General features: G+C 28.9%; 18 protein-coding genes. 1 reads left to right on the top strand and 17 read right to left on the bottom strand.

Annotated elements, in window-relative coordinates:
* Nucleotides 1–21 precede the first annotated feature (21 nt).
* The 8 genes from Q1J60_RS07865 to Q1J60_RS07830 form a co-directional block, all read right to left on the bottom strand.
* Nucleotides 22–1266, bottom strand: a complete 1245-nt coding sequence (locus Q1J60_RS07865) for an NAD(P)-dependent oxidoreductase (protein WP_300260500.1) — start codon at nucleotides 1264–1266, stop codon at nucleotides 22–24.
* 96 nt (nucleotides 1267–1362) lie between these two features.
* Nucleotides 1363–2529, bottom strand: coding sequence for an iron-containing alcohol dehydrogenase (locus tag Q1J60_RS07860; RefSeq protein WP_300260498.1), 1167 nt, complete (start codon nucleotides 2527–2529; stop codon nucleotides 1363–1365).
* Nucleotides 2530–2977: 448 nt separating this feature from the next.
* Nucleotides 2978–4333, bottom strand: a complete 1356-nt coding sequence (gene rlmD / locus Q1J60_RS07855; RefSeq protein ID WP_300260495.1) for a 23S rRNA (uracil(1939)-C(5))-methyltransferase RlmD — start codon at nucleotides 4331–4333, stop codon at nucleotides 2978–2980.
* A 27-nt stretch (nucleotides 4334–4360) separates the two neighbouring features.
* Complete coding sequence (locus tag Q1J60_RS07850; protein ID WP_300260492.1) at nucleotides 4361–4810, bottom strand: RDD family protein; 450 nt, start codon at nucleotides 4808–4810, stop codon at nucleotides 4361–4363.
* A gap of 185 nt (nucleotides 4811–4995) precedes the next feature.
* Entirely contained in the window at nucleotides 4996–6903 is a 1908-nt protein-coding gene (gene selB, locus Q1J60_RS07845) for a selenocysteine-specific translation elongation factor (protein WP_300260489.1), read from the bottom strand.
* A complete protein-coding gene (gene selA / locus Q1J60_RS07840; protein ID WP_300260486.1) occupies nucleotides 6900–8291 on the bottom strand; it encodes an L-seryl-tRNA(Sec) selenium transferase in 1392 nt (463 codons plus the stop codon). The genes selB and selA overlap by 4 nt, the downstream gene beginning before the upstream one ends.
* A gap of 16 nt (nucleotides 8292–8307) precedes the next feature.
* Entirely contained in the window at nucleotides 8308–9339 is a 1032-nt protein-coding gene (gene selD / locus Q1J60_RS07835) for a selenide, water dikinase SelD (protein WP_300260483.1), read from the bottom strand.
* Nucleotides 9340–9383: 44 nt separating this feature from the next.
* The gene (locus tag Q1J60_RS07830) at nucleotides 9384–10139 is read right to left on the bottom strand and encodes a ComEA family DNA-binding protein (protein WP_300260480.1); all 756 of its coding nucleotides are present in this window, start codon (nucleotides 10137–10139) and stop codon (nucleotides 9384–9386) included.
* 189 nt (nucleotides 10140–10328) lie between these two features.
* Here Q1J60_RS07830 and Q1J60_RS07825 point away from each other — a divergent pair, with 189 nt between their 5' ends.
* Complete coding sequence (locus Q1J60_RS07825; RefSeq protein WP_300260478.1) at nucleotides 10329–11663, top strand: serine hydrolase; 1335 nt, start codon at nucleotides 10329–10331, stop codon at nucleotides 11661–11663.
* A gap of 32 nt (nucleotides 11664–11695) precedes the next feature.
* Here the strand turns inward: Q1J60_RS07825 and Q1J60_RS07820 are convergent, their stop codons facing one another.
* The 9 genes from Q1J60_RS07820 to rplU form a co-directional block, all read right to left on the bottom strand.
* Nucleotides 11696–12592, bottom strand: a complete 897-nt coding sequence (locus tag Q1J60_RS07820; protein WP_300260476.1) for an RluA family pseudouridine synthase — start codon at nucleotides 12590–12592, stop codon at nucleotides 11696–11698.
* Complete coding sequence (locus Q1J60_RS07815) at nucleotides 12589–13902, bottom strand: LCP family protein (protein WP_300260473.1); 1314 nt, start codon at nucleotides 13900–13902, stop codon at nucleotides 12589–12591. The genes Q1J60_RS07820 and Q1J60_RS07815 overlap by 4 nt, the downstream gene beginning before the upstream one ends.
* A gap of 18 nt (nucleotides 13903–13920) precedes the next feature.
* Complete coding sequence (yqeK, locus tag Q1J60_RS07810) at nucleotides 13921–14493, bottom strand: bis(5'-nucleosyl)-tetraphosphatase (symmetrical) YqeK (RefSeq protein ID WP_300260470.1); 573 nt, start codon at nucleotides 14491–14493, stop codon at nucleotides 13921–13923.
* 2 nt (nucleotides 14494–14495) lie between these two features.
* Nucleotides 14496–15104: a nicotinate-nucleotide adenylyltransferase gene (gene nadD / locus Q1J60_RS07805; RefSeq protein ID WP_300260468.1), complete on the bottom strand. Its 609-nt coding sequence runs from the start codon at nucleotides 15102–15104 to the stop codon at nucleotides 14496–14498.
* A 1-nt stretch (nucleotide 15105) separates the two neighbouring features.
* On the bottom strand, nucleotides 15106–15408 hold the full coding sequence (gene yhbY / locus Q1J60_RS07800) for a ribosome assembly RNA-binding protein YhbY (protein WP_300260464.1): 303 nt from the start codon (nucleotides 15406–15408) through the stop codon (nucleotides 15106–15108).
* Nucleotides 15409–15425: 17 nt separating this feature from the next.
* A complete protein-coding gene (obgE, locus tag Q1J60_RS07795; protein WP_300260461.1) occupies nucleotides 15426–16712 on the bottom strand; it encodes a GTPase ObgE in 1287 nt (428 codons plus the stop codon).
* Nucleotides 16713–16879: 167 nt separating this feature from the next.
* Nucleotides 16880–17182: a 50S ribosomal protein L27 gene (gene rpmA / locus Q1J60_RS07790; RefSeq protein ID WP_003454907.1), complete on the bottom strand. Its 303-nt coding sequence runs from the start codon at nucleotides 17180–17182 to the stop codon at nucleotides 16880–16882.
* 3 nt (nucleotides 17183–17185) lie between these two features.
* Nucleotides 17186–17557 (bottom strand): ribosomal-processing cysteine protease Prp, encoded by a 372-nt coding sequence (locus Q1J60_RS07785; RefSeq protein WP_300260458.1) that lies wholly within the window; start codon nucleotides 17555–17557, stop codon nucleotides 17186–17188.
* A 9-nt stretch (nucleotides 17558–17566) separates the two neighbouring features.
* Complete coding sequence (gene rplU, locus Q1J60_RS07780) at nucleotides 17567–17878, bottom strand: 50S ribosomal protein L21 (RefSeq protein WP_003452389.1); 312 nt, start codon at nucleotides 17876–17878, stop codon at nucleotides 17567–17569.
* Nucleotides 17879–17916: the final 38 nt, after the last annotated feature.

The following is a 17916-nucleotide window of genomic DNA, read 5'->3' as shown; positions in this document are numbered from 1 at the left end:
TATTTATAAGTCTTATATTTTTTAAGCTCTATGCACATTATTTTGTTTATTATTAATATATTTATGTATATTTTCTGCAACAATCTTACTATTTTTAACCGTCTCAACAACAGTCTTAGCTCCACTTACAATATCTCCTGCTGCGAAAACACCCTCTATGGATGTTTGTCCATTTTTATCAACTTCAAGTAATCTCCACTGACTAAAATCTAATCCCTCTTGAAAATACTCTTTAGCTTGTTGACTTACTGCAATTATTACTGAATCTAATTTATTTAATTTTTCTGATCCCTCAATATTTACAATTTTTGATTCATCATCTTCAACTTTTTTAGTACTTATTGTGATTAATCCCTCATCAACAATTTCTACCGGTGACTCAAATACTTTAAATTGAACTCCTTCTTCTCTAGCATCATTTATTTCTGCTAACACTGCTGTCATATCACTAAAATCCCTTCTGTAATAAATAGTTGTATTTGCTCCTGTTTTTCTAATAGTTCTAGCAGCATCCATAGCAACATTTCCTGCTCCTATAATTCCTACATTATTTCCTAAATCAATTGAATCTGGTGCTTTTAAATAATCTATTGCATAATGAACATTATGTCTAGTTTCACCTTTCATTTTTATAGATTTAGCCTTTTCTAAACCTATTCCAAGAAAAACTGCATCATATCCATCTCTAAATAAATCCTCTAGTTTAATATTATCTAAAACTGATATATTATTTCTTATTTTAACTCCTAATTGAATTAATTTTCCTTCTATTAAATCAATTATAGATTTGTCCAATCTAAAGTTTGGTATTCCATATCTAAGAACTCCCCCAAGTTTCTGATTCTTTTCAAAAATTGTTACATCATATCCCTTTAAAGCTAGATTAAAAGCAACACTTATACCAGCTGGTCCACCACCAACTATAGCAACTTTTGAATATAATTTATAATCTGGTTTTATACTAAAATTTTCAAGATATTTTTCTGATATGTATCTCTCTATTTCATAAAATTTTACTGACTCACCCTTTATTCCTCTAATACAATTTCCATAACATTGTCTCTCATGAGGACATACAATTGAACAAACTAATGATAATGGATTATTTTCAAATAATATCTCCCCAGCTTCTTCTATATTTCCACTTTTAAATAACTGTATTACCTGAGGTATAGGTGTATTTATTGGACATTTATTACTACATCTTGCATTTTTACATCCTAAACATCTATCAGCTTCTAATTGTAATTCTTTTAATCTCTCCATTTTAATTTTTCAACTCCTTTTAGACAAAAAGAAGATTATCCTAAAATAATCTTCTTTCTAAAATAATATTATTATCTAATCTATTTAAATCAAATGTTAGAAATCAATATCTTCTCCATAATAAACAGCTTCGAATAACTTTTTCATTTCTTCTACTGATATTTCTCTTGGGTTAGTACCGGTACAAGGATCAGCTACAGCAGTCTCAGCTATTGAATCTAAGTTTTCTCTAAACATTTCTTCTGAAATTCCAAACTCTTTTAATGAATTAGCCATTCCCATTTTATTTCTTAAATCTTTAACTAAGCTAACTAATGAAGCTACTAATTCTTCTTGATTATTTCCTTCTAATCCTAATCTACTAGCTATATCAGCATAAGCTCCCATAGCAGTTTTAGAATTAAATTGAATAGCTACTGGTAAGTATATAGCATTAGCTAATCCGTGAGGAACATCAAATATCTTACCAGTTTTATGTGCCATTGAATGAACTATTCCTAATATAGCATTTGAGAATGCCATTCCAGCTAAGTTCTGAGCTATATGCATATCTTTTCTTGCTTGATCTTTTCCTTCAAATGAATCATATAAATTAGCTACAATCATTTCGATTGATTTCATTGCTAATGCATCTGTTATAGGATTTCTAGCTGTTGAAACATAAGCTTCAACAGCATGAGTTAAAGCATCCATACCAGTGTTGGCAACTAAAGTTTTAGGCATAGTTTGAACTAAGTTAGTATCAACTACAGCTACATCTGGTGTTATGTTATAGTCTGCGATTGGATATTTAACTCCAGTCTCATTATCAGTTATAACTGAGAATGACGTAACCTCTGTAGCAGTACCACTAGTAGTTGGTATAGCTATGAATCTAGCTTTTTGTCTTAACTCTGGTAAGTTAAATGGCTTAGCAGCTTCTTCAAATGTAAATTCTGGATACTCATAAAATATCCACATAGCTTTAGCTGCATCTATTGGTGAACCCCCACCAATACCAATTATTAAATCTGGGTTAAATTCATTCATCATTGCAACACCTTTTCTTACTGTTGCAACTGATGGATCATTTTCAACACCAACGAAAACTCTTGTTTCAATATTTGCTTCTTTTAAGTTATCTTGAACTTTAGGAACTGTACCATCTTTTATCAATCTCTCTGAACCAATAACTATTAAAGCTTTTGACCCTTTAACACTTTTTAAATAGTCTATAGCATTTTCACCAAAGTATAAATCTCTTGGTATAGTAAATCTTTGCATAAAAAACACTCCTTTATTAATACTTTTTAATTTTATAATCTTTTCTTTAAATATTATTTATTTTTTGTTTATGTACTTTGCCCTTAGCACAAATTTATTATAAATTCTAATTTATCAAAAAAAAAGAAGGCACTTTTTGGTATTATACTTACCTAAAGGTGTGATTTGATATTTTATCTTATCTATAGAAATAAAATTTTTTAACTTAATACAAAATAAACATATAAATACCAAATATTTTTTTAAAATAAACTTATTTTTATCATAAAAACAAATGAAAATTATCTTCTTATATAAAAAAATAGACATCAAATATATAAATTCAATGTCTATTTATCTAACTAATAATTATACAAAATAATAATCTTCTACAATCAAAAGCTCATCTTATATTAATTTTAACAGAAAAATTCTATATTAAAAATTATATAAACCTTACTTAATCATTTCAGTTCTTTTTAAGTTTAACAACAGTCTCAACGTGAGGAGTGTTAGGGAACATATCCATAAGTAAAGTTTTTTCTATTCCATATCCTTTAGCTTTTAAAACTTTTAAGTCAGTTACTAGAGTTTTTGGATTACATGAAACATATATTATTTGTGGAGCATTAAATTTTATAACGTAGTCTAATGCCTTTGGATGTACCCCACTTCTTGGTGGATCTAAAATTATTATATCTGGTTTATCCTTAACTGTTTTTATAACTTCTGCTACATCCCCAGCTATAAAGTTACAGTTATTTAATCCATTTAATTTAGCATTCTCATTAGCTGCATTAGCTGCCTCTTCTATAAGTTCAATTCCAACAACCTTAGAAGCTTTTCCTGCTGCTATTTGTCCTATTGTTCCTGTTCCACAATAAAGATCAAATACTACCTTATTATCAGCAGTTCCCATAAAATCTCTAACTATGCTATATAACTTTTCAGCACCTAGTGAATTTGTTTGGAAGAATGAGAATGGAGATATTTTAAAGTTTAATCCTAAAAGATTTTCTGTTATAAAATCATCACCATATAGAATGTTTACTTTCTCTGGTATAACAGCCTCTGATAAAGCATCACTTTCTGTATGTATTATTGATTTTAATTTCCCTTTTAAGTTTAATCCTTTTATAATCTCAGTAAACTCTGTTAAATCAAAATCTATCTGAGTTGTAGTAACTAAATTCACAAGAATCTCTTCTGTCTTAACACTTTTTCTTAATACTAGGTATCTTAAATACCCTGTTCTAGGCATTATTTTATAGAAAGGTAATCCTTTTTCTCTAAAATATTTAACTGTCGTATCTAGTATGCTTCTAAAATCTTCATCAACCAATACACACTTATCAACATTTACTATCCCAAAAGATTTTCCTTTCATATGCATTCCAAGGGTAAGTTCTCCACCTTTTTCTTCGTCTCCAAAAGTGTATTCCATCTTGTTTCTATATTCCCATTGAATCGGACTAGTTTCTATACCTAAAAATTCCCCTGTTGGAACTTCGGCCACTTTAAATAAATCTTTAACTTGTTCAACCTTAAGCTCTAACTGTTTCTCATAAGGAATTGTTTGAGAAGAACATCCTCCACACACTCCAAAATGTGGACACTTTTTCTCTTCCTCATAACTAGCTTTTTCTCTTACTTCAGAGACTCTAATTTCTGCATACTCTTTTCTTTTCTTAGTTACTCTACCAAATACTTTTTGTCCTGGAAAAGTATTTTTAGCATAAACTTTTAATCCATCTACAAATCCGAATCCTTTAGCAGGGAACTCTATTCCCTCTATTAATAATTCTATTTCATTACCTTTTCTCATTAGTTGTCTCCCTTACTAATAAATTATTTATTTTCTAAAAATTTTTTCACCTAATGTTAATTTGAACTTTCTACCTTCCATTATAGCTCTATAAAGTATGTTCATAATAACAAATATTATAAAATAAAAAGGAATTCTTCCTTCTTGTGATATTTTATAACCAAAAGGTCTCATTAGTAAATCTACTATAAAGAAGGCTGCTAAAGACAGTAGTAATATTACTGTTTGATCTATAATCCCTTCTAATATTCTTTTAAAGAAAGAAGTGTTTTTCTCATCTTTTTCACTAATATCTTTTTTATCTTTGTCTTGTTTATTAACAAATTCCTCATCAATAGCCATAGTATTAGTATCTAATGATATACTCTCTAATACTGCTGCTTCTTTTTCATATGAATCCATTTTTTCATTTGTTACTGATGTTTCATCACTTTTTAAAGCATCTTTTTGCTCTTTAGTGAATTTCTTATTATCCATAATATCCTCCTAAAAGCATTAAATATTATTCTGAAATACATTAATTAAATATACTATATTTATTATCTTATGTAAATCAAATCTATTTAAATTATAGTGTATTATTATGGCAAAACTATTACATTTTAATTATGAATATAAGAAAGAGAAGCTTATATAACCAAACTTCTCTTGCAAACCCCTATTTAACTTAAAACTCTCTTATCTTCTACTCTTTTAGTTATTTCTTCATTATCTAAATACTCTAAAATTGCTACTAAATACTTTCTTGAAACTCCTAAAATCTCCTTAGTTTCACCTAAAGTAATAGAACCATTTTTATTTAACCATTCTATTATTTTATCTTTAACACCTTGTAATACTTCCTTGTGCATGACAACATCTTCTGGAAGTTTAATTAAAGTTCCCTCTTCAATTAAAAGATTATATATTTTTATATATTCCTTTTCTAACTTTTTATCTTCTATAATATCTTTTATCTTTGGAGAAACTATTCCTCTTTCTAAATAAGCTTTTAATATTTTTTCCCTAATTCCACTTTGAGCTTTTGTTAATTTTATCTGAAAATCCTTTAGTGAAATTATATTACTACCTTCATTTATAATCTCTTTTTCCTTCATAAGTTCTAAGAAACTTTGAAATATTTTTTGCTTAATTTTATTTGAAAAACTTTTACTTCTAAGTTCTTCTTTATTCATACCTACTTTCAGTGGATTTTCTTCATGAAATTCTTTTAAAATTCCATAAATCTCATTACTCTTTTTAGTAAAAAATTTATTATGAATAAATAATTTAGATTTGCCATTATCTATTAAAATTATTCTTCTATCTTCACAAAGCTTTTCCAATATAAAATCTATATCATCTATATTTCTTCCTAGTCCTTTTATAACCTCTTGTGAATTTGGGAAGGTTTCACTTAAAGATAATACTACATTTTCAACTATCTCCTCTATACTTCCCTTTTCCATAAGCTTTAATTCATTTAAATAATCCTCTTTAAATCTTTTAGCTTTTTTAGCTACAGGATTTATTATTTTACCTCCACCTAAGGTTGTCATAGGAGAATAATTTCTTATAACTAAGTTATCACCTTTTTGAGCACATATTTCACTTTCTAGTCTTAATTGTATATACGCCTCTTCACCTGGCTTTACTTCTTCTTTATCAAGTATAACTATTCTTCCAAATATCTCTGATGTACCATGATATATTCTTACTCTCTGTCTATTAACTAAGTTTTTTTCATTTGACTTTAAATATCTAAACTTACAATCTACCATATAAGATGGCTCAATAGTATTAGCTGTACAAACAACCATTCCTCTAGTTACTTCCTCTTTAGTAACCCCTGATAAGTTTAATGCACATCTTTGACCTGCTTCTCCTATTTCAACATTCTCATCATGAACTTGAACATTTCTAACTCTAGCTTCTATTCCACTTGGATTAATTTGAACTAAATCACCTAATTTTACACTTCCACTTAATATAGTTCCTGTAACTACTGTTCCAAATCCACTTACTGAAAAGCTTCTATCAACAGCTAATCTAAAATGTCCTTCCTTATCTTTTTGCTCTACTTCTTCTACAGCACTATCTATCTCAGATATTAATTCATCAATTCCTTCTTTAGTTTTAGAAGAAACCTCTATCATAGTTACATCCTTAAAACTAGTTGATTTTAAATAATTCTTTATGTCTTCTTTTATCATTTCTGCCCATTCTTTATCAACTAAATCTCTTTTAGTTAAGGCTACTATACACTTTTTAACCTCTAAGAGTTCTAATATTTCTAAATGTTCCTTTGTCTGAGGCATTATTCCTTCATCTATGGCAATAATTAGAAGAACTACATCTAGAGATGTAGCTCCTGCTAACATATTTTTTATGAATTTTTCATGCCCTGGAACATCTATTATTCCTGCTCTTTTTCCTGAAGGCAAATCAAAAAAGGTAAAACCTAAATTAATTGATATACCTCTTTTCTTTTCCTCATCAAGATTATCAGTTTCTCTACCTGTTAAAGCTTTTATAAGAGTTGTCTTACCATGATCTATATGCCCTGATGTTCCTATAATCACATGTTTCATCTATTTTCACCTATTTCCTTTAAAGCATTAAATATAACTTCATAATCATCTTCTAAAATAGTTCTAAGATCTATATAAACCGAACCTTTATAAACTCTAGTTATTATAGGTATTTTATATTCTCTTAGTTCTCTTTCTAATTTAACTTCATTTATGCTATCTGAATCTATTCTAAGTAAATAAGTAGGTAATTTACTATCTGGCATTGAACCACCACCAACTGTTGATTCACCTTCTTCTATAGAAAACTTATAGAACTTATTTAAACCTTCTAAATTCTTATAAAGTCTATTAGCTCTTTCTTTTATTTCCTTTAAATCTAAAGTCATCATATGAAGAGTTGGTATTTTTTCAATTGCCTCTTTTTCATTTAAGTAATGTTTTAAAGTAATTTCTAAAGCAGCTAAAGTAAATTTATCAACTCTTAGAGCTCTAGTTAATTGATTCTTTTTTATTTTATCTATGAATTTCTTTTTGCCTACAATAATTCCAGCCTGTGCTCCACCAAGCATTTTATCTCCAGAGAATGTTACAACATCTACTCCAGCCTCTAAACTTTCTATAACTGTAGGCTCCTTTTCTAATCCATATTTACTTAAATCAATTAAAACACCACTTCCAATATCCTCTATTACAGGTATATCCTTTTCCTTTGCTAGGTTACATATCTCATTAGCACTTATACGCTTAGTAAACCCTACTATTTTAAAGTTTGAACTATGCACTTTTAAAAATGCTCCAGTCTCTTCTGTTATGGCATTCTCATAATCATATAAATGTGTTCTATTGGTTGTTCCAACTTCCACAAGCTTAGCTCTTGAAAAATTCATCACATCTGGAATTCTAAAAGAACCGCCTATTTCTACAAGTTCTCCTCTAGAAACAATTACCTCTTTATTTTCACAAAGAGAATTTAATACAAGCATTATGGCAGATGCATTATTATTTACCACTAATGCTGACTCAGCTCCTGTAATCTCTTTTATGATACCTTCTATAAGAGAGTACCTAGATCCTCTTTGCCCTTTTTCTAAATCATACTCTAGATTGCTATAGCTTGAAGCAGCTAATTTAACTGCTTCAGCAGCCTCTTTACTTAACAGAGATCTTCCTAAATTAGTATGAATAACAACACCTGTTCCATTAATAACCCTTTTTAAATTTCTTTCTCTCTTTTTCAATAATCTATTCTCACATTTAGTCTTAACTTCTTCCTTAGTTAGGACATGCTCTACCTCTTCATTTAGAATAGCTTTCCTATTTTCACTTATTATATCTCTCAAAGTACTTACAACTGTTTCTCTCCCATTTTCATTTAAAAAGTCCTCATTAAAAATACCAAGTATTTCGTCTATCTTAGGCAATCCTCTAAGAAGTTCTTTTGTCATGTTATCCTCCTAAAAATTACTCTACTACTATATATGCATCATTAAATTCCTCAACACGTCCTATAACAGCACTTTCTACCTCTAATTTTTCTAATTTAGTTAGTATGTCTATGTAATCTTTCTCTTTACAACTAATTAATAATCCACCTGATGTTTGAGGATCAAATAATATATCTTCCATCCAACTTTCAACATTATTCATAAGATATTTTCCTTCTAAATATCTTTTATTGTCATAACAACCAGCTGGTATTAATCCCATAATAGCATATTCTTTAGCTTCTTTAATAAATGGAATCGCATCTTTAAAGATTCTAAATGTTTTTTTAGATGGTTTTGCCATTTCATATGCATGACCTATTAATGAAAATCCTGTTATATCCGTGCATGATGTTATATTATAGTCAGTTATTATTTCACCTGCATACTTATTTAAATACACCATTACTTTTACTGCTTTTTCATAAGCTTCCTTAGAAGCTATACCAGCTTTAATAGCTGTATTTACTATACCAATACCAATTGGCTTAGTTAATATTAAAATATCACCTGTCTCTGATCCATAGTTCTTAAGAACTTTATCTGGATGTACAATTCCTGTAACAGATAAACCATACTTAGGTTCATCATCTTGAACTGTATGTCCTCCTACTACTACAGCCCCAGATTCTAAAACCTTATCTGCTCCCCCTCTTAGTATTTCACCTAATATATTTATATTTAAGCAATTAGGAAAACCAACTATATTTAATGCTACTATAGGTTTCCCTCCCATAGCATAAACATCACTTAATGAGTTTGCTGCAGCTATCTGTCCAAATGTATATGGATCATCTACTATTGGAGTAAAGAAATCTAATGTTTGTATTGTTGCCATTTCATCATTTAATTTATATACTGCTGCATCATCAGATGTATCTATTCCAACAATTAAATTTTTATCATTCATCTTTGGTAATTTACTTAAAATTTCTGAAAGAGCCCCCGGCCCTATTTTGGCTGCTCAGCCAGAAGTCTTTGATAGCTCAGTTAATCTTTTTTCTATCATAAAACTCCACCTCTTTTCTAAATAATAATATTAATTATATCATATTACTTTATAGAAATTTTATCTTTTATCTTCTCCAATGTTTTTTCTCCTATACCACTTACATTTGTAATATCATCAACACTTTTAAATCCACCGCTTTCTTCCCTATAATCTATTATAGCCTGTGCCTTACTTTCTCCTATTCCATTTAATGTCATAAGTGTTTCTTTAGACGCAGTATTTATATTTATAACTGAACTTCCACTTTTCTCGCTTTTTGCCTCAGATAAATTAGCAGAATTACTATTAGGTTTTTCAGTATTTAAGCTTTCTTTTAAACTTTCCTCTTCACTTTCAGCATCATTTATATTTTTGATTACTATACATTGTCCATCACTTAAATATAATGCTCTATTTATATTACTTAAATCTGCTTCATCAGTTGGCCCTCCAGCTTCCTCTATAAGCTCATAAATTCTACTTCCATTTTTTAATTCATATACATTAGGCTTTTTCACCTCACCTTTAATCTCTACAACTATTTTTTCTTCACTTACACTAATTTCTTTTACACTTTCTATGCTATTCTCTTTTTCTACTTTATTGTTATTTTCACCTTCTTTCTTTGAACCTGATTCTTTTTCCGTATTACTTTCTAATTCATTATTCTCTTCTGATTCTTCGGAATTTAAAAATAGCTTTTCCATATCACTATCACTTATTTTTTTATCATTTGTCTTTGAGTAACCAATAAATAAAAACCCAATAGCTATTACAGCAATTATTAAACTTCCTATAATCTTTTCTTTTCTCTTCATAATCCCTCCATATACATTTATTATAAATTTATTAAAAATAAAATTTTAAAATAATAAGTTCTCATACTATTTAAGATTATTGACATTTTCTTTATTTTTAAGTACCATATTAATACAAATTTATAGAAAATATCCTCTTTTATTGTTATAATAATTATTAAAATTAAAATAAAAAATTTTGGAGGCTCTATGAGTATAAAGTTTAAGAATTTAAAAATAAAACTTAATTTTATAATATCTATAGCTTTTATCTTCTCTTTAATTTTAAGTACTAATGTATTTGCTGAAAGTAATGTACCAGAAATTAAGGGTGAAGGAATGGTTCTTATGGATGGAACTACTGGGGAAGTATTAGCTGAAAAAAATGCTAATGAAAAACTCGCTCCTGCATCTACTACTAAAACTATGACAGCTTTACTTACAGTAGAAAAAGCTAAACTAAATGATGTTGTTACTATAGGAAAAAATCCTCCTTTAGCTGAAGGAACTCGAATTGGACTTCAAGAAGGAGATAAATATACAGTAGAAGAATTACTTAATGCATTATTAATACAATCAGCTAATGATGCCGCTATAGCCTTAGCAGAACATATTTCTGGTTCTGAAGAAGAATTTGCAAAGCTTATGAATAAGCGTGCTTATGAATTAGGTGCTAATAGTACTCACTTTGTTAATGCTAGCGGACTTTTTGAAGAAGATCATATGACTACGCCTTATGATCTAGCTCTAATAATGAATGCAGCTTCAAAAAATTCAATAATTGATGAGATTACAGAAAAAACAGTTTATGAAATGCCTAAAAGTGTTGTAAGTGGAGAACCTATATGGGCAAATAATAATAATCAACTTATTCATTCAACAAGTCCATACTATAATAAAGATATTTTTTGTAACAAAACAGGATATACAACTAAATCAAGACATACATTTACTTGTGCAGCAAAAAGAGGAGATAAAAAATTAATCCTTACTCTATTAGGTTACGACAATAAGGATCAATACTATGAAGATACAAAAAATCTTTTAGATTATGGCTTTGATAATTTTTCTTTAGTTAAATTATATTCTAAAGATGATGTTGTAAAAGAATATTACATTGATGATAAAAATACCGTATCTCTAGTAGCTCCTGAAGATATTTATAAAACATTTAAAAACTCTGAAATAAAAGATTTATCTACAGATGAGATAAAGAAAATTTTTAACATAGACTTTTCGGTAAAAGCAAATAAACCTATATCTAGAGGTACTGACATACTAAAGAATACTAATTCTTTTACTGGAACACTTATGATTGGAAACACGCCTTATAAAACTTTAAATCTTTTAAACAATAATGATATAACTTATACAAGGTTTGAAAAACTTATGTTTAAGTTAAAGGGGTTTAGTGGATTTTACATAGCTCTAGGTGTTATAGGATTAATATTTTTAATCATCTTAATACTATTTATAATTAGGCTTATATCAACTATAAAAAGAATAAGAAATAGAAAGAAACGTAATTCATATTTTTATAATTAAAAAAACAAGTAGTTTTAAGCTATAGCTTAAAACTACTTGTTTTTTAATTTATTTATTAACTCTTTCATATCCTCTGGAAGATCTGCTCTTAAACTTAAAGGCTTCTTTGTCTTTGGACTATAAAAATCTAATCCATAAGCATGTAATGCCTGTCTTGATATAAAGTCTTCATCCTCTGTTCCATATAAAGAATCTCCAAATATAGGGTGACCTAAACTACTTAGGTGTACTCTTATCTGATGTGTTCTTCCCGTTTCTAATAAACATTCAACTAAATCAGCACCATTATAACTTTCTATAACCTTATAATGAGTTATACTCTCTTGACCTCTTTCATCTATAACTCTTTTTATAGTATCCTCTGCTGGTCTATAAATAGGTCTATTGATAGTTCCTTCTTTTTCTTCTAAATTTCCATGAACTATTGCTAAATATCTTTTTTGAAATTTATCAGTTTTCATTTCATTAGATAAAACCATATGAGCATATTGATTTTTACCTATTATTATAAGTCCTGAAGTGTTCATATCTAATCTACTAACTAGTCTAACTATACAATCTTGATTACTTTCTTTAAAGTAATATAATATACCATTAGCTAAAGTTCCCTTAGGATGACTTCTTGTAGGATGCACAACCATAAACGGCTTCTTATTTAAAACTAATATATCAGTATCCTCATAAACTATTTCTAACTCCATTTTTTCTGGCTCAATATTTTGAGATTCCTTTTTTGAAAGCTCAATTTTTATCTCTTCACCAGTTTTAACAATATAATTCATTTTTACTGAAACCCCATCTACTTTAATCCTCTTATCAATGGCTGCACTTCTTATTAATCTTGAAGATAACCCTAACTCTTCTTTTAAAAATTCTCTTATTTTTCTTTTATCATACTCTTTAGTTATTTTACTTTCTAAAATACTCATTTCATCTCTCCGAAATTTTTATAGTCTTTTCCCAGTAATATTATTACATCATAAGTTCCATTTCCATCATACTTAGATGAAATTCCCTTTTTAATATTCTCTATCTTCAAATCATTTTCCATAAAAACTCTAGAACTTTCATCCTTTATCAAAATCTCTGATTTTTCCTTTTGATCTCCATTTCCAACATCAACTTTATCATATCCATTTTCATTTAATTGTTTTTGTAAATTTGCAGCTAAGCCATTTATTTTTGTACAATTTAAAACTTTTATGGATAAATCTCCTCTAGCAGCACTAGGTATAACATTTTTTCTTCCACTTAAATTACTACTGTTTAATTTACTCTTTAATTCTTTAGTAGCCTTTTCATCAGAAATATAATAAGAAATATTTCCAACATATTTCCCTTCTCCAGGTAAAGTCATCATTTTTATATTATTCTTATCAGATTCTAAACCTTTAAGTCCATATGCAACAGTAACATCTAAAGGAATATTAGTTTCTATATTTTTATTTAAAATTTCTGCTATACTATCTATCTTTGTTATAGTAGATACTGATAAGACTTTATCTATTACAGCATTCATAAATTTTTGTTGATTTTTTATTCTATCAACATCCCCATTAGCTAATCCTGTACCATCATTATTTTTTCTCCATCTAAAAAACTCTTCAGCTTTTTTACCGTCTAGATGTACAGTTTCTCCTTTATTGAAATGTATGTGTAAATCCTGCCCTGGATCATCATAGTTCATATCCTGATCTATATACATGTCAATTCCACCTATAGCATCTATTATTCCTCTAAAGCCTTCATAATCAACCTTAACAACATAATCAACCTTAACTCCTAATATATTACTAACAAGCTGTTTAACAAGCTTTTCTCCACCAATTGGATAAGCAGAATTTATTTTTTGAGACTTCCCTCCAATTTTAACTCTAGTATCCCTAGGTATAGATATTAAATTAGCCTCTTTTGTTATAGGATCAAAATTAGCTAAAATTATAGTATCTGTTCTTTTAGCATCTTTATTTGACACATCATTTGTATCACCAATATCCATTCCTAATAAAAGTACATTAATTGGTTTTTCAACCTTTATTACATCCTGTTTTACATCTTTAACTATATTAAAAACTTCCCCTAAAAAACTACCATATTTAAAATAAAAATATCCGAAAACACTTATTGAAAAAATAAGAATAAAAGCTAAAGTACCTAAAATTATTCTTTTTACTATACTTTTTTTATTGCTATTTTTCTTATCTTGTCTTTTTTTAAATCTATTTTCTTCATTTCCCATATAATCCTCTCCAATTATTTAATTATTTTTTTGCATTATTAAAAAATTTCTTGCTTCTATAGTTAAAGGGTGTATTAAATTACCTTGCTTTATTACAAATAAAATTGTATTTTCTAACCCTCTTAATACTCCTTTGTCTAAATCCTCTCTTGTTATTGCTCTTAACTCTTCAATCCCCGGAAAATCTCTACCTGGTTCAATATAGTCAGCTATATATATTATTTTTTCTAAAGTACTCATATTTTTCTTTGCTAAAGTATGATATTTTACAGCATCTAAAACCATTTCATCTTCTATTCCAAATTTTTCTCTTGCTACTATAGCACCAACAAATCCATGTAAAACTTGAGGTGATTTTAAGGTTACTTCATCTAGTTCATAACCATGCTCTTCTAATATTTTCACTTGTTCATCTACAGGAATATATTTTGCTACATCATGAATTAACGCAGCTAATTCTGCCTTTTGTATGTTTTCACCATTTATTTTAGCAAGTTCTTTAGCAGTTTCAACCACCCCTAAAGTATGTGAGTACCTACTTCCCTTAATAGTCTCTTTAACATATTTATTTATTTCCTCTAATGACCACATAGTTACTCTCTCCTATATAAATTATATTTATTTATTATATCCACTACACCTGGTGGCAAAAAGAATTTAACCTCTAAAGAATTTCTAACTCTTTGTCTTATAAGTGTAGAACTTATTTCTATATTAAGTAAATCTAAATATACTATATTAGTATAATATTCTTTATCGAACTCTTCTTTCCTCTTTAATAAATCTATTTTATCAAATCCAGGTCTATTAAAAACTACTAAATTACTAAATTTAAAAATTTCATTTATATTTTTCCATGAATTTAGATTTATAAGACAATCTGCTCCGGTTATGAAATAGAGCTCTACTTCTTCAAAACTTTGATGTAAATATCTTAAAGTTTCATAAGTAAAGCTCAATCCTTTTTTCTCTATTTCATAGTTATTTATGGAAAAAAAGCTATATGGCTCTATAGCTTTTTTTACCATTTCATATCTAATTATTTCATCAGTTACATCTTTCCACTTCTTATGAGGTGGATTACCTGCTGGCATAAATATAACTTCGTCTAGTTCTAATATTTTATAGGCTTCATAAGCTATATAAATATGACCTATGTGTATTGGGTCAAAAGTTCCACCGAATACTCCTATTTTTTTCATATTATTTCCCTTTTTTAGGTAATTCTATCTTAGGATTATTTTTTGATTCTCTATAAAGAACTATTTTGTTTCCTATAGATTGAACACCTTCACATCCTAATCTTTCACATATGAAATTTGAAGCTTCTCTTGTCTCTAATCCACTATTTTCAAGAACATTTATCTTTAAAATTTCCCTTGCTTCTAAAGCATCATCAACTTGCTTTAAAAAGTTATCCTCTATTCCATTTTTCCCTATTTGAAATATAGGAGTTAATTTAGCACCTAATCCTCTTAAATATGCTCTTTGTTTTGTTGTTATCATTATTTATCCTCCATTAATTATAGTAAGTATTCAAACTCAAAGTCATTTAATCTTACCATGTCTCCATCTTTTATTCCCATTTCTCTTAATTCATGGAATATTCCTTTATTATTAAGAACTTTATGGAAGTATCTTAATGAATCAGGATCATTTACATTAACAGCTAATAATAATCTGTCTACAAATGAACCTTCTATTACATAAACCTTTAATCCATCTTCTTCTATTGGATTTATAGTATATGTAAACTTCTTATCCTCTGGAATGAATCTTTCATCTTCTGGGATTTCTAAGTCAGTAATAGGAATATCTTTAAGCATTCTAGCTGCTTCTTTTATTACTTCATCTACTCCTTGTGAAGTAGCTGCTGACATTTTAAACACCTTATCAAATCCCATTTTATTAACTTCAGCTTTGAAGTTTTCAAAAACTTCTTCATCAAATAACATATCGCATTTATTTGCTACTACTATTTGAGGTCTATCCCAAAGTTTAACACTATAGTTTTTTAATTCTTCATTTATTTTCTTGAAGTCTTCAAGTGCATTTCTTCCTTCAACTCCTGAAATATCAACAACATGTATTAAAAGTCTTGTTCTTTCTATATGTCTTAAGAAGTCTAATCCAAGACCTACCCCTTCTGAAGCTCCTTCTATAATACCTGGTATGTCTGCCATAACAAATGGCTCTATTCCTGGTACAGCAACAACTCCTAAATTAGGTTTTAAAGTTGTGAAATGATAGTTAGCTATCTTTGGTTTAGCCTTAGTCACCACTGAAAGTAATGTTGATTTACCAACGTTAGGGAATCCTACAAGCCCTACATCTGCTAATAGTTTTAATTCTAAAATAACCCATCTTTCTTCTCCTGGCATTCCTGGCTCAGCAAAAGTTGGCGCCTGTCTTGTAGGTGTACAGAATTTACAATTTCCCTTACCACCTTTTCCTCCTCTACAGATTGTATATGTATCATCTATATGAGAAAGGTCTGCCATTACCTTGTTAGTTTCAGCATCTTTTATTATAGTTCCCATTGGAACCTTTATTGTTAAATTTTCACCATCTCTTCCATAACACTTAGAACCTTGACCATCTTGTCCTCTACCTGCTACGAATTTTCTCTTATATTTGAAATCTAAAAGAGTTGTCATTCCTGGATCTACTACAAAAGTAACATCTCCACCTTTTCCACCATCTCCACCATCTGGTCCACCAAGTGGAACGTATTTTTCTCTTCTAAAAGAAACAGAACCATGACCACCATCTCCAGATTTCACAAATATCTTGGCTTTATCTATAAACATGTTTTTTCACCTTGCTTTCTCTATAAAATGTTCCTTTTTAGTATATTATAACCTTACTTTAATATAAAAACACAGCTTTTTTAATGCTATGTTCTCATATAGTTAAAATTTTTTATTATTAATCAAAAAGCACCCTAAGTAAGGGTGCTTTTATAAAACCAAATATATTATTCAGCTATAACTTCTTCTACGTTTACTGGGTAAACAGAAGCTTTTTTCTTGTCTCTTCCAAGTCTTTCGTATTTAACAACACCATCGATCTTAGCGAATAAAGTATCGTCTCCACCTTTACCTACGTTAGCACCTGGATGAATCTTTGTTCCTCTTTGTCTTACTAAGATGTTTCCAGCAAGAACGAATTGTCCATCTGCACATTTAACACCAAGTCTTTTAGCTTCAGAATCTCTACCGTTCTTTGAGCTACCAACCCCTTTTTTATGTGCAAATAATTGAAGGTTCATTTTTAACATAGTCTACACCTCCTCTTTTATTATCTCTATATATTTACAACGCGTTTTCTTTCCTAAACTGCTATCCAGTCCTAGGACTAGACTCGCTAAGCTCATTTCAAAAGTTTTAAGTAAAACTTGAGCTTCAACTATTTCTTCCTGAGTAAACCCATTCAGATCTAGTTTTAAATATCCATCACTCATTTCATAGTTTACATTAAGTTTTAAAACTTCATCTAAACCAATGATTGCACTTTGAGATAATACTGATACGGAATTACATATCATATCGTACGCCTCTCCAGCTAGAATAGCATCTCTGCATTCCATTGCGTGTCCTTTAATAGTGAAGGAAATTATGTTATCTTCTTTTGATTGAAAATTAACTCTAATCATATCAGAAAATTAAGCTTCGATCTTTTCGATAACGATCTTAGTGTAAGGTTGTCTGTGACCATTTTTTCTTCTGTAGTCTTTCTTTCTTTTGTATTTGAATACAACAACTTTCTTAGCTTTTCCTTGAGCTAATACTTTTGCTACAACCTTAGCACCCTCAACTACTGGTGCACCAACTTTTATTTCTCCGTCTTTAGCAACTGCAAGAACTTCTGTTAATTCAACTGTTGAGTCAACTTCAGCGTTAAGTTTTTCAACGAATAATACGTCTCCTTCTTGAACTCTGTATTGTTTTCCTCCTGTAGTTAATACTGCGTACATTAAAACACCTCCTCATAACGGTCTCGCCACTTAAGGTA

This window comes from Clostridium sp., assembly GCF_029258205.1.
Lineage (GTDB): Bacteria > Bacillota > Clostridia > Clostridiales > Clostridiaceae > Sarcina.
This window is presented reverse-complemented; position numbering and strand designations above follow the sequence as displayed.